The organism is Flavobacterium sp. 1, assembly GCF_002797935.1.
Lineage (GTDB): Bacteria > Bacteroidota > Bacteroidia > Flavobacteriales > Flavobacteriaceae > Flavobacterium.
The window spans coordinates 4,907,912-4,923,114 of the sequence record NZ_PGER01000001.1 but is presented as its reverse complement, the minus strand read 5'-3'; the positions used below and the strand labels follow the sequence as shown (position 1 = coordinate 4,923,114).

Genomic DNA, 15,203 nt, shown 5'->3' with positions numbered 1-15,203 from the left:
ACTAATTAATTTCTTTAATTAAAACAATTACAAAGACGGTCTCATTTCAATATTTTGAATTTTAATACCAGCCTTCATATCTTCGCCACCACCTCTTATTACTAGATAAGCTGTACCTGTCTTAGTAGCTGTGAAGATTCCTAAATTGTTTTCTGGCTTACAGCCCACAACTGAAATTTTCCCTGAAAAAGCTGCTGTAGCACAACCGTCCCAAGTACTTAAAGCTCTTAATTTTCCTCCTTCGGAATAATCAGTTCCTGTTACTGGCGCAGAATATCCGCAATACACTTCTAACCAAGTATTACTGCAGCCTGTTGTTGAAGAAGTAACCATATCGATTACGTATTTTTTTCCTGCTACAACACTAATTGCCTGATATATTCCGTTACCTGCCCAACCGCTTGCTGTCAAAGTAGCCCAACCGCTTCCAAAAACAATACTGGCGCTAGAAGCTGGATTTGTAACTGTCCATTTAGACCAGTCATCGCTATTAGTTAATCTTCCTCCTTTAAGGATATTTCCTGCCACTGGATCCGGAGCAGCTACAACAATCTGTTTAGTTGCAGTTTTTACAATTCCTCCTCGGCCAATAGCACCATGTGTAATGGTATAAGTCCCGGCATCAGGAAGAAAAACAGTTTCTGTCATTTTACCAGCAGCCATTCCTGCTCCATCACCCATGTCCCATTTGGAACCCAGTACATCTTTTGTCTGAGCAGTCAAAATAAATTTATTAGCAGAACCGTCTACAGCTGTAACTGTAAAAGAGGGATCTACATTCACATCTGACAATCCATTGTCTCCGATATCTTCAGACTGGCAGCTTCCTAATGAACTTAATGTTATAATAGACAACATTAGATAAATGTATCTGTTCAATATTACTTTTATATTCATAATATGTGTGTTTTTAATATTAATAATTTGGATTTTGAACCAACCTCAGCTTTTAATTATAGCCCGGGTTTTGTTTCAATTTAGTACCTTGAAGTTCTCTGGTTGGGATAGGGAAAATTTCATCTACACCTGCATTAAAACCTCTATTGGCTAAAACAGCAGCAGCATCTCCCCATCTTACTAAGTCAAAGAATCTAAGTCCTTCACCTGCAAATTCCATTCTTCTTTCTTTTTTGATAGCTTGAAGCGTAACCGGAACGGAAGGCAGACCAACTCTTGCTCTCACAGCATCAAGCAATGCTTGCGCTCTGGTTCCAGAACCTAATGCTTCTGCTTCCATTAAATAAGTATCGGCAAGTCTTATGATATATGTATTTTGCTTGTAATTTAATTCGGCTGCACCGCCGCCAGTACGAACATCAGTTTTACGAGGAAGGAATTTATTTAAGAAATAGCCTGTATCCTGATATCCTCCTATATAATCTGCTTCACCTGCAGCTTTCAATGCCTTAACATCTAATATTGTAGCTCCGAATCTTGGATCTGGTTTAAGCGCATCATATAAATCTTGTGTTATAATATTAAAACTCCATCCTGACGGTAAATCTGGAGCTGGTGATGCAGCTGGTTTTGAATAACTTCTAGGTCCTACCATTACATTCAATGAATTTCCTTCATCTCGACCTGAACCCCAAAATCCCCAATCAGAATTTCCTGCACTTGTATGAGACTCTTCAATAAGCGATTCTGTGTTGAACTTATTCGAAACAACCCATAAATCATTAAAATTGGTCAATAATTTATTTCCATATTGATTCGCTGCACCCGGAGTACCGTTTACCTGAGCCAAAACCGCTGCCGCTTCCGTTTTTTTACCTTCAAATAAATATACTTTTCCAAGCATAGCCTGAGCAGCACCTTTTGTAAGACGGCCAGATTCAGTACTGGCAGGAACTGATGCAGGCAAAGAAGGAATTGCTTCAGTCAGATCTTTTTCAATTTGAGCATAAACCGCTTCAGGAGCTGCCTGTTCTGCATCATACATATTCGTAGCAGTCAGCGGTTGTAACAATAATGGAATGTTCTTAAACATACGCACCAAATTGAAATAATAAATCGCACGCAAAGCTTTTGACTCAGCCGTAAATCTAGCTTTTAAAGCATCGGACATATCAACATCCGGCAATTTTACAAGTAATGTATTGGCTCTGAAAATTCCTTGATAATGGTCATTCCAAAAACTGCCTGGAATGCTGGTTGAAGAAAGGGAATGCTTCGAAAAATTTTGAATTCCATCTCCGTCTGTAGCACCGCCTCCGCCTGCATAGAAATCATCAGATCCTGCATTCATCATTGCGATTATATTTTCAAAACCGCCCGAATTTTTTCTGATCGGATCATAAACCCCAACAAGTGCGGCTGTAGCCTGTCCTTCATTTGAATAATAATTATCCGAAAGAAAAGATCCTTTTGGTGTTACCTCCACAAAATCTTCAGAGCAAGACCCTAAAGAAATCATTGCTATTGCTATAAAAAAGTATTTATATTTTATCGTTTTCATAATTCTTTAATTTTATTAAAATTGTAGATTAGCTCCAAACATGAATGTTCTTGCCTGTGGATAAACTCCTTTGTCTATTCCAAATACACCTCCGCCAATTTCCGGATCATATCCAGTATATTTAGTCAAAGTGAACAAGTTCTCACCTGTTAAGTAAAAGCGGACTTTACTTGCTCCTATTTGAGAAACTACATTTGCTGGTAATGAATAACCAAATTGAACTATTTTTAAACGTAAATAATCTCCATTTTCCAAGTAGAAATCTGACATCTTACCAAAGTTTCCATTAGTATCATTAGATGTTAGTCTTGGATAATCATTAGATGTTCCTTCACCAGTCCAGCGTCCCAAAGCTTCAGTTTGATAATTTGCGTTTCCGATATCTAATCTTCTTAAACCTTGGAAAATTTTATTTCCTGATGCTCCTTGAGCAAATGCCATAAAATCAAAGTTTTTATAATCCAAGTTTAATGTAAAGCCAAATGTGTATTTCGGGATATTGCTTCCTAAGAACTGTTTGTCATCGTCATTGATAGATCCATTGCCGTCAGTATCAATCCAACGGAAATCTCCCGGACGTGCATTTGGCTGGATTAAACCGCCTGAAGTATTTTTATAAGCATCAACTTCTGCTTGATTTTGAAAAATTCCAGCTGTTTTTAATCCATAGAATGAATTATACGATTGACCTACTTGAGTTCTGGTTACTGCTCCCATAGATTGGAAAGACGCATCTCCAGTAATATAATTTGAATCAGAAGCTACATAGGTTACTTCATTTTCTAAATAAGCTAAATTTGCACTTGCTGAAAAATTAAAATCGCCCAATTGTTTTCTGTATCCTAACTCAAACTCAATACCTCTGTTTTCCATATCAGCAACATTTCCAGTTGGATTTGAAACAACCCCAACATAACCCGGAATGTTTATTGGACGTAAAATACCTGTAGTTTTTTTATTATAAGCATCTACGGTAAGGCTTAGATCATTGAAAAATTTTGATTCAAACCCAATGTTTGCCTGAGAAGTTTCTTCCCATCTCAAATCTGGATTATCCAAAGTAAGGTTTGCATAACCGGTAGTGATTGCACCTGTATTACCGAAAGAATAGTTATAACCGCCTTCTACTAAAGAAAGGTATCTAAAGTTTGGAATAGCATCATTTCCAACAACACCATAACCTCCTCTAATTTTTAAAGTATTAATTACCTCATTCTCTTTCCAAAACTCTTCTTTTGAAACTACCCATCCTAAATTAAAAGAAGGAAAAACACCAAATTTATGATTGGCTCCAAAACGGGAAGATCCATCACGGCGAATAATACCGGTTAATAAATACTTTTCTTTAAAATCATAATTAACACGGGAAAATAAAGAGGTTAATTTATGCTCCGTCATATCATAAGTACCGCTGCTTCTATCTGCCTGAGGAATATCAAAGTTAAAAGAAGCATCCTGATAGCTGGTAATAGGCAAACCATACATTGTGGCGCTTGAACCACCTCCAATATTCTCAACATAAGCCCCTTGACCTAATAAAACAGTTAAATTATTATCCCCAAAAGAATTGGAATAAGTAGCAATATTTTCGACATTCCATGCAAAACTGCTGTTTTCGCTTTGTCCGTAATTATTTTTAAGCACGTTCGAAGTAGCACTCAGATAAAAAACTGGAGTAAATCCCTGACTCCCCCAATACGCCATTTTACCTCCAAATGTTGTTCTGAATTTGAAGTGTTTTGAAACAGCTGCCTCCAAATAAGCATTTCCAACTAAATCATCAGACCAGCCGTAACCTCCCAGTCTTGTTTGAGTATACGCTAATGGATTAGTCATCTCCTGACCAACTAAGCTGGAAATTCCGTAAGGATTACCGTTTGCATCTCTGATTACAGGATTTGTGCTATATGGAGCTGAATTAGCCAAAACTGGATCTGTCTCAATAATTGGAGTTGTCGGATCTAAATTAATTGCAGAGCTTAGCGGGCCTCCAAATTCGCTATTGGTATTACCGATACCAACATTTTTTTGTCTTGTAAAACCAAAAGTCTGTCCGAAAGTGAATACTTTGGATATTTTGTGAGTCGAATTCAAACGGAAACTCTTCTTGTTATAATTTGAAATCTCAGTAGAAACAATCCCTTCTTGGTCTTGAACTCCAAAAGAAGCATAGAAGTTTGAAACATCGCTTCCTCCGCTAATACTCAATTCATGTGAATAACGAAAAGCGCTTGTGTTGAAAATAGCTTTTTGCCAATCAGTTCCCTTACCTAATGCGGCAGGATCTGAAAAGATTAATGCTCCGCCCCCAGCAACTGATTTCTCATTTAATAAAGTCGCATATTGAGTAGAGTTTAATAAATCTAATTTTTTTGCAGGCGATGAAACTCCGGCAAATCCATTGTAATTAACAGTGATTTTTCCAGATTTTCCTTTTTTGGTAGTAACAAGAATTACGCCTGTTGCAGCACGAGTTCCATAAATTGCAGCAGAAGCCGCATCTTTAAGAACCTCCATAGACTCAATATCCGATTGATTAAGGTAACCAATGCCTCCAGCATCTACAACCACACCATCTACGACCCAAAGCGGATCATTTCCTCCTTCGCCAAAAGTAGTTATACCTCTAATACGGATTGTTGATGCAGAACCCGGCTGACCAGAACTGGCGGCTATTGTAACTCCAGATACTCTACCCTGCAATGCTTGTTCAATACGTCCATTTGGAACTTTTTCCAGATCTCTGGCTCTTACGCTTGAAATCGCACCTGTTGTCACGCTTTTCTTTTGGGTACCATATCCTACTACCACAACTTCATTTAAATCTTGTGATGCAGCATACATTTTTACCTGCACTGATGTTTGACCGTTAATAGCAGTCTCAACAGTTTTATAGCCTATAAAACTGATTGTCAAAACTCCATTCTTAGGAGCTTTAATTTGGAATTTACCATCAAAATCTGTTGCTACCGATGATGATGTTCCTTTTAAAACTATGGTTGCCCCTGGAATTGGCATCCCCGTCTCGTCAATCACTTTTCCGTTAATGGATGCTTCCTGCGCATACCCATAAACTGAGAATAAGACTGACAAAACACAAAAAATAAATGCTTTTAATAATTTCATTTTTCTAATTATTTTGGTTAATTATTTAGTTATTTGATGCAATAGTATATCTAAAAATCCTAATTTCAGAATTAATAATCACTACAAAATCACATCAGTCACACTAAACCAGTATTACAAAATATTATCAAAAAAAATATAATTACATGATTATGAATATTTTAAAAACAAAAAAACATTACTTAAAAAAATATTAATTAAAAAAAATCATTACAATTACTATAAATTAGATACTTTAGCTCAAAATCTGCAAAATAGCCGTGAAATTCAGCACAAAAGACATCTAAAAGGCACTTTATCATACTTCAGATAATAACATCAAATTATATACAATTCCAAATAATAAAAAAGAACCATACATGAAATTGACTAGACATTTTTTACTGTTTATTTTACTTAACATGCCTATACTGTTTTTTGGACAGGTAAAAAAAATTGGCCTTCCCTTTATTAAAAATTACAGCAGAACAGACTACAAGGGAGGAACACAAAACTGGAATATTGACCAAGATAAAAATGGCAATCTCTATTTTGGAAACAATGACGGTCTTTTGCAATTTGACGGATCGAAGTGGAATACATACAAAGCCAAAAACTCTGATGCAATCAAATGTTTAAAAGTAGATTCATCCGGAAAAATATATGTAGGCTGCTATAATGAGTTTGGTTATTTTAAAGCCAATTCAAAAGGAAAACTCGAATACTTTTCTATTTCCAATTCATTAGATAAAAAAACATTAGGCATAATTGACTTTATCTGGAAAATACACCTTTATAAAGATGAGGTAATTTTTCAGTCATTCGACCACATCTATATCTACAAGAACAATAAAGTTAAAATCATAAATGCCCCAAAAAGATTTCAATTCTCTTTTCTGACCAATTCCAGATTGTACATTCAGGACATCTCATCCGGAATTTTAGAATATAAAAATGGCAGACTGAATTATCTTAAAGGACTAAACGCTTTGAATAATTCTGAAGTTTGGGGCATGATCGAATTAGAAAAGAATAGGATCTTAACAGCAACTTTAGACAAAGGGCTTTTTATAATAAAAAACAATCAGGCACTTCCATGGAATACAGAGGCCAATACCTTTATAAAAAAGAATGGTTCTCTAGGATGCATTCTTTATAAAAACAAATACGTTGTAATCAACTCGGTTCTTGACGGTATTATCATTTGTGATCTAAACGGAAATATTATACAGCATATCGACCGCAGCAAAGGGCTTCAAAACAATACGGTTCTTACTTCATTTATAGACAAAAGCAATAATCTATGGCTGGGATTAGATAATGGAATTGCATACGTAAACGAAAACTCCTTTTTAACTTATTTTGGATTCAGCTATAATTTAGGCACCGTTTATTCTTCTGTTGTGCATAAAGGCAATTTATATGTTGCAACCAATCAAGGTGTTTTTTACCATCCTTGGGATACCGATTTTAAAGAAGGTTCTTTTAAGCTTATTGAAGGAACTACTACCCAAGCATGGAATGTTCAGATAATAAATGGCGAGTTGATATGTGCCAGCAACAAAGGAGCTTTACTTATACAGAATGGAAAAATGATTAAAAATCTAGATCCCAAAGGATACTTTGGGTTTAAATCAATACCTAATAATCCTAACTTTTTTATAGGGGCAAATTACAATGGGTTTTCTGTTTTTGAAAAGACAGGTTCAGGAATAAAATTCAGAAATAAAATAGAAGGCATCGACAAATCATCCAATTCATTTGAAATTGATAAAGATTATTTGTGGTTAAAAAAAGACCAATACATACATCAGATTGTCCTGAATAAGGATTTAAGAAAAGCCAGCACCGTTAAAACCTTTACTCAATTTTCTGAACAAAATTCTGGTACTGGAAGTCTTCAAAAAATAAATAATAAAGTTTTTTTTCAATCTAATAATATTTTTTACACGTATTCAAGAACACAAGGCACATTTACAGAAAATGTTCTAATGACCAATATCTTCAAGTCAATTCCAAAAATCAAAAAACTGACAGAAGACACTAATGGAAATCTTTGGTACAACTTTAACGAATCAATGGGAGCGCTTATAAAAGCAGGCAACGGTAAATACAAACATGTCATAACTCCGTTTTCAAACTTAACCGGAAAATTAGTAGCTAATTATATGTCCATAAATACTATTGATTCCAAAAACACTTTTATAGGCTTAACAGATGGTTTGGCACATTATGATGCATCTATTGAAACCAAATCTGTATTAAAACCCATTGCTCATATAAGAAGCTTTACATTTCCCGGTGACACCATTTATCTGGGAAACAAGCAGGATAAAATTGAAAAATATGAACTCCCTTATTCTTCAAATCAAGTGAAGTTTACATTTTCATCCCCTTCATACGAAAATCTAGAAAACATTGAATTCTCCTATCAGCTGGAAGGCTTTGATGAAAATTGGAGTGATTGGTCTAACAACACCATAAAAGAATATACCAATTTAAAAGAAGGTAATTATAAAATGAAAGTAAAAGCACGAAACAGCTTTAGGATTCAATCGGACGAAACCTCAATTGAATTCAGAGTATTCCCGCCATGGTACAGACATTCATTAGCCTACTTTTTTTACTTACTACTGACCACTGGTTTAGTTTATTACATCCGATTCCGCATAAGAATGAAAATAAGAAAAAATAAATATGTTGAAACGCTAGAACAGCGAAGATTATACTTAGAAAAAGAAACTAAAATCAGGCTGGAACAATATGAATTAGAAAAAGAAATTGAAAAACTCGAAAATGACAAATTACAGATAAAGATATTATCCAAAGACAAGGAGCTGGTAAACAACACGCTACAGGTAGTAAAGAAAAATAAAATATTAAACGGAATTATTCAAAGGCTGAGAGATATCAACACGAGTTCGTTTGACGAAGCGGCAAAGACTCAATTTACCAAACTAAACAAAAGTATCATCAAGGAAGTCACTACCGACAAAAGCTGGAAGGATCTTGAAAAACACCTAAAAAATGTTCATTTCGATTTTCTGAAAAAATTAAAGGAAAAACACCCTTCCATTACTCCGAGAGAAATGGATCTGGCTACTTATTTATTAATGAATATGTCTACCAAAGAAATTGCTGAATTCATGAATATATCAACAGGAGGAGTAGATTTGGCCAGATACCGATTAAGAAAAAAACTGGAATTAAATCAGAAAGAAAATTTAATTGGGTATTTTATGAGTATAAAATAGAAAAAAAAGGGCTGTCTCACACATGAAACAGCCTCTTAAATTAATGCAGAAATTTTAATGCTCAGATAAGACACTTCGCTATTTTGTTTTTTCTATCTTAAACAAAACACCTTCATTCATAATTAATTTCGACAAAAACAGGAAAATGATCCGATGGATATTTCAAGTCCTTAGCATCCGATAAAACAGCATATTTATTAACTGTAACAGCTTTACCTTTGGATAAAAAAATGTAATCTATCAAAAGTGAAGTTGCTTCATTGTATTTAAAATCATTAAAAGTTCCATAGGGCCCAAAAGGCTTTTCTTTCGAAATCGTTCTGGAATCATTCATTCTGTTTTTCAAAGCAATTATCCGCTCCGCCTCGGGTTCCGAATTAAAATCTCCCATTAAAATCACGGGATACTTCTTGCTGTTTAATTTTTCGATTCTTGACAAAATCAATTCTAATCCTTTGGTTCTGGCTTGTTCGCCCATGTGATCCAAATGAGTATTAAAAACCCAAATCAGCTTATTATTCTGCACATTTTTTAAAAGTGCATACGTACAAACTCTGTTGCAGGCTGCATCCCAACCCATTGAAATTACATCCGGTGTTTCGGATAACCAAAAAGTACTGGATTCTAATACTTTAAACTTTTCTTTAGCATAAAAAATATTCGAAGATTCTCCTTTTCCAATTCCTTCTCTTCCTATTCCTACATAACCGTATTGCGGAAGTGCCACCGCGATATCCAATACCTGATTTGGTTTTGCCTCTTGAACTCCAAAAACATCCGGAGCATAAAACTGAAGCTGTCCAGTAAAAAAATCTTTCCGATGTGTCCAGTCATTTTCTCCATCCGAAGCAACATCCAGACGGATATTATAAGTCATTATTTTTAAAGTCTGTGCATTCAAAAAATGGCTCATCAAACCAAAACAAACTAGCAAAGCAATATTTTTTCCAAACATTTTCTCAATTATTAGGGATTTATTTCATCAAATAAATTTATGCAATTTATACACATGAACTTCTAAAATTGAAAAAAATCAGACCAAATTATTAATTAGATAACCCTAACATAACATCTGCTAAACGCTCAGGAAAATACCATATTTTTATATTGAAAATTATCGCTTAACCTTAAATTAAGCGATAATTAATGGTTTCTCTGTTTTGAGATTTTCAGCTTTTGCTATTCCTTATTTCAATAAAAAATCTTGATTCAAATCGGCAATTCGAACAGTGAATGTTCCTTTTTCTGAAACCCATTTCAAATCATTATCTACAAACTGCAGATCTTTTTGATTCAAAGTAAAAGTCACTGTTTTTGATTCATTTGGAGCTAAGCTGATTTTTTGAAATCTTTTTAATGATTTAAATTCTGGTGTTATACTCGCATAATTATCCGTCAGGTATAATAAAACAGTTTCTTTACCAGCTTTGTCTCCAACGTTTGTAACAGTAACCGAAACATTTACCTCATCAGAACTTGAAATTTCAGTTTTATCAATTTTTAAGTTCGAATAATTAAAAGTCGTATAAGACAACCCTGAACCGAATTCAAATTGCGGCGAATAGCTTTTTTCGTATTTTGCATCGTCATTCTGTTCATCCTCAGCAATGCTTTCAGTATATTTTCTATTGTATTTTTCTAATGAATTTGGATATTTTGGGTAATTATAAGGCAATCTTCCGCTTGGGTTTACATCACCGTAAAGAATATCAACCAAAGCCCTTGCTCCCTCGTTACCTGGCAAGTAACATTGTAAAATCGCACTCATTTGATCTGCAAAATCGCTGATCAGCCTTGGTCTTCCTTCGTTTAAAACCAAAACAATAGGCTTGTTCAATTTCGCTAAAGCCAATGCTAACTTAACTTGAGATTTACTCATGTATAAATCGTTGATATTTCCTGGTGTTTCTGTATAATTTTTTTCACCCAGACACAACACAATTTTAGAAGCATTTTTGGCTAAATCTACTGCTTTCTGAATTTCTGCATCATTTTCAGTTCCCAACTCGGTTCCTTTTGTGTACAATACATTTTCTTTGCCTAATTTATTTTGGAAAGCTTCTAAAATGGTAAATTTATCCGCTGCATACGTATCTGAATTTTCGCCTTGCCAAGTGTAAGACCAGCCTCCGTTCAAGTATTTCATACTGTTGGCAGTTGCTCCTGTTACTAAAATTTTTTCATTTTTATCTAAAGGCAAAACTGCATTGTTATTTTTTAGCAATGTAATGGATTCAGCAGCAGTTTTATAAGCTTCTTCAATATGTTCAGCAGAACCAAATTTTGGATAGTCTTTTAAATTAGCAATTGTATTTTGGAACAGATTCATTTCGAATTTCATTTTTAAAATACGAGAAACCGCATCATCAATACGTGACATTGGCACTTCTCCTTTTTGAACCAAATCTATTAAATCAGTGTAAAATGAATAATCCTCAGGAACCATGCTCATATCAATTCCCGCCAAAACAGCCATACGCACAGCATCTCTATTGGTTTCTGCCACTTTGTGACGAGTGTGCAAATAAATGATATCCTGCCAATCTGTTAGTACTACACCCGTAAATCCTAATTCGTTTTTAAGAATATCGGTAATGATATGTTTGCTCGCATGCACAGGAGTTCCATTAATTTCTCCAGAACTTACCATCACGCTTTTTGCGCCAGCTTTGATCGCTGCCTGATAAATGGTCAAATCATATTGTCTCAAAATACGTTCCGGAATAATACTTGGCGTTCTGTCTTTCCCAGTTGTTGTGCTTCCGTAGCCAATGTAATGTTTCATACAAGCCGCTACACTATATTTAGAACCAACATTATTATCTCCTTCAAAACCATCAACCAATGCCGTAGCCATTTGAGATGACAAATACGCATCTTCTCCAAAAGATTCCCACATTCTTGACCAAGCGGGATTTCTAGGAAAATCTAAATCGGGCGAAAAAACCCAAGGAATTGAAGAAGCTCTGGTTTCATAAGCCGAAATTTGTGCTCCTCTCTTTACCAAATCAGTATTAAAAGTAGCCGCTAAACCAATTTGCTGTGGAAACAAAGTCGCTCCTGCCGTATAACTTGCTCCATGAATGGCATCAATACCATATAAAATAGGAATTTTGAGTCTAGATTTATTGGCTTCGTTTGTTATGGTGTTCATGGTTTCCTGCCATTTTTGCAAAGTTGGCGCGCCTGGATTCGGCACATTCAATATCGAACCAATATGGTGGGCTTGAATTCCGTCTTTTAATTTTTCCAGATCTAATATTCCTTTCTTGCCTTCTTTTTCAAATATCGTAACGGTAATTTGTGTCATTTGACCCACTTTCTCCTCCAAAGTCATTTTTGAAATCAATTCAGAAACCTTAGAATTAATTTCGGCTAATTGAACATTTGATGTCTGCGACCACGATACGCTGTAAAAAGACAAAGCGCAAATAAATAAAACTTTCTTTTTCATTTTTATTACTTTTCAGAAGATGCTAAACCTTCTATTTTTATTCGATTAATATACCAATGTTTGAATTCCATGTGCAGGAATCTGCAATTTAGCATTTGAATTATGCACATATAAACTATAATCAATAGCAGCATCAGTTGCATTCATGACAACTGTTACTACTTTCCCGTCTGTATTAATGAATGAAGTGCTAGACAAAGTTGTTCTGCTTACTGCCGAACTTACTCTTTGGGCATTTGGTTTTATGAACTTTGAAAAATGGCCAATGTAATAGTATGAAGGAGTGTATATTAATTCTCCTGTACTTGTGTCTGCATGTATTGGGGCAAAACAAAAGTTACCAACATGATTGGGTCCGCCGTGCTGGTCTAATAAGATATTCCAATCCGTCCAAGCTGTTGCGCCATTATTAAAATCGTTAATCATGGCAATTCCATAGCGTTCTGCATTTGGCCAAAATTGGTATTTTGCAGCATCAAATTTTTCAATGCATCCTTCGGTAAACATTATTTTTTTATCTGGATAAGCTTCGTGAACTTTAGCAACGTTATTAAGATTTTGTTCAGCACCAGTCCAAGTTTCATACCAATGAAAACCCATTCCCCAAACATATTTTGAAGCTTCAGGATCTGAATAAATTACATTGGCTCTTTGAAACATTAAATCACGATTGTGATCCCAAGCAATAATTTTTTTATCTCCCAACCCTTCTTTTTTTAATGTTGGGCCTAAATAATTTTTTATAAAGTCTCTTTCAGCCTCTGCAGTATACAAACAGGATTCCCATGTCTGCGTTGCTAGTGGCTCATTTTGGGTTGAAGTTCCCCAAATAGGAATGCCCTCTTTTTCATAGGCCTTGATAAACTTGGCATAATAATTTGCCCATACTTGGTCATATTCGGGCAATAACACTCCTCCTTTAAGCATATTGTTTGTGCTTTTCATAAAAGCTGGCGGACTCCAAGGAGCTACATAAGTAAGTAATTTTCCTCCAGCCGTTGTGATAGCTCTTTTTATCATTGGAATGCGGTACTTTCGATCCGGTCCTATGGAAAATGTTTTTAAATCTTTGTCTCCTTCTTTGATATAGGTATAACTTCCGCTTCCAAAATCAGAACTGTGAATGCTTGTTCTCAATAATGTATAGCCAATTCCTTTATCCGAGGTATAATAAGCGTTTAAAATTTCCTGCTGTTTCTCTTTGGATAACTGCGCAAAAACTTCAGCGCTTGCATCAGTAATAGCTCCGCCTATACCCATAAATTTTTGAAATTTAATATTAGGTTCCACCACTACAGAAATTTCTGTTTCAACTGGCTGAGATTTGGCTTCAAAAACTATATTTGCAGAAGAAGATAAACGATTATTTGAATTTTCTGCAGTTGTAAATACTTGAATTGTTTTACCAATACTAGTTTTATTTTGTTGCGAAAAACAATTAAACGCTAACAGGAGACAGAAAATTTTTAAACTATTTTTTTTCATTTTTCTTATGCTGTTTTTTAAAATTTAAATCTCAAAAATCTCAAACATTTTCATTTATTGCTCAAATAAAATTTCTTCACTTATTACGTTTGTATACAGAAATAATTCCCCATTAGCCATTTTAAATACTTAAAATGCTATTATTATGCGAGCTTCAAAACGCTCTCTATAAATAAATTAGGAAATAAAAATTTAGAACTGCAATAACAAACTGCTTTTTTGTTTTAATACTGATTGTTTCATTCTTCGCAAAGGTTTTCATTAACTAACCAAATAAAAACCTTTACTGAAGAACAAACACAAACTACTAACTTAACTTAACTAAACATTAATTATAAACCCTTACATAATCAATTTCAAAAGTTGAAGAAGTAAAATCAGGTGCAATTGCTCCGCCAAAATTGCCGCCAATTGCACAATTAATAATTATAAAAAAGTCCTGATTGAATGGTGTAGCATTCGTATTGGGAAATTCTATAATTTTTTCATTATCTACATATATTTTAATCGAATCTGCTCTCCAATCCATCGAATAAATATGAAATTCAGTGGTAGCATTTGCAATGATTTTAGATGCTGTAGTGCCACTGCCTCCTGAGTGCCCAGGATAATGGAATGTCCCATGAATTTTATTCAATTGATTATAAACATGTTCCATTACATCCATTTCTCCACATGCAGGCCAGCCAGCTGTACTTATATTATTTCCCAACGTCCAAAGTGCCGGCCAAGTTCCCCCACCTATAGGAAGTTTAGCTTTAAATTCAATTTTTCCGTATTTGAATGAAAATTTATCTTTTGTTAAAATCCTAGCAGACGTATACTTGCTGCCTTGATAATTTTCTTTAATTGTCTTAATTTTCAAAACGCCATCTTTAATTATTATATTTTCTGGCCTATTGGTATAATACTCCTCTTCATTATTGCCCCAGCCACCTGCTCCTAAATCGTACCCCCAATAAGTACTATTTGGTGCACCGTCAACATTGAATTCATCAGACCAAATAGTTTTTGATGCAACAAATAGAGTCACTGGAATGATAGTACTAATTTCTTTATTTAGATTATAAGCAAATGCGCGAATAGTATACGTTTGTGTTCCAGGATTTGAATAACTATAATTGAAGCTGCCCTCTTTCACTGTTTTTATTTCACCATTCCCAAAATCAATTTTATAAGATGTGGCATTAGTTGCATTTATGGTAAAATTCACATTTCCGCTTCCATCTCCATTTGGCTTTTCAGTTGTAATTCCTGCTATAGCTGCAGTAACATTTAAATTTGCTGGTCCTGTAATGCTTACTAAATCTGTTGAATCATCTGAGTTTTTACTGCAGGAAAGACAGACCAAGCAATTTAACACCATCAATATTATTGTAATATTTTTTTTCATTGTAAAAAGTAAGGAATCAAGATTTAGATTTTAATATGACAATAAGATTTAAAA

8 protein-coding genes are annotated in these 15,203 nt (G+C 34.6%); 1 reads left to right on the top strand and 7 read right to left on the bottom strand.

The features are described from left to right. Positions 1–27: 27 nt before the first annotated feature. The 3 genes from CLU83_RS19960 to CLU83_RS19950 are packed head-to-tail and all read right to left on the bottom strand — an operon-like array spanning position 28 to position 5,584. Entirely contained in the window at positions 28–897 is an 870-nt protein-coding gene (locus CLU83_RS19960) for a hypothetical protein (RefSeq protein ID WP_157802151.1), read from the bottom strand. Between the two features lie 52 nt (positions 898–949). Next, on the bottom strand, positions 950–2,458 hold the full coding sequence (locus tag CLU83_RS19955; RefSeq protein WP_100433224.1) for a RagB/SusD family nutrient uptake outer membrane protein: 1,509 nt from the start codon (positions 2,456–2,458) through the stop codon (positions 950–952). Positions 2,459–2,473: 15 nt separating this feature from the next. Next, positions 2,474–5,584, bottom strand: coding sequence for a TonB-dependent receptor (locus tag CLU83_RS19950; protein WP_100433223.1), 3,111 nt, complete (start codon positions 5,582–5,584; stop codon positions 2,474–2,476). Between the two features lie 359 nt (positions 5,585–5,943). On the opposite strand from CLU83_RS19950, the gene CLU83_RS19945 reads away from it, so the two are divergent. Continuing rightward, entirely contained in the window at positions 5,944–8,817 is a 2,874-nt protein-coding gene (locus tag CLU83_RS19945) for a triple tyrosine motif-containing protein (RefSeq protein ID WP_100433222.1), read from the top strand. A 112-nt stretch (positions 8,818–8,929) separates the two neighbouring features. Here the strand turns inward: CLU83_RS19945 and CLU83_RS19940 are convergent, their stop codons facing one another. The 4 genes from CLU83_RS19940 to CLU83_RS19925 form a co-directional block, all read right to left on the bottom strand. Continuing rightward, a complete protein-coding gene (locus CLU83_RS19940; protein WP_100433221.1) occupies positions 8,930–9,772 on the bottom strand; it encodes an endonuclease/exonuclease/phosphatase family protein in 843 nt (280 codons plus the stop codon). 231 nt (positions 9,773–10,003) lie between these two features. Continuing rightward, positions 10,004–12,271, bottom strand: a complete 2,268-nt coding sequence (locus CLU83_RS19935; RefSeq protein WP_100433220.1) for a glycoside hydrolase family 3 N-terminal domain-containing protein — start codon at positions 12,269–12,271, stop codon at positions 10,004–10,006. A 45-nt stretch (positions 12,272–12,316) separates the two neighbouring features. Next, entirely contained in the window at positions 12,317–13,756 is a 1,440-nt protein-coding gene (locus CLU83_RS19930) for a glycoside hydrolase family 30 beta sandwich domain-containing protein (RefSeq protein ID WP_100433219.1), read from the bottom strand. 328 nt (positions 13,757–14,084) lie between these two features. Then, complete coding sequence (locus CLU83_RS19925) at positions 14,085–15,149, bottom strand: family 16 glycosylhydrolase (protein ID WP_100433218.1); 1,065 nt, start codon at positions 15,147–15,149, stop codon at positions 14,085–14,087. Positions 15,150–15,203 lie beyond the last annotated feature (54 nt).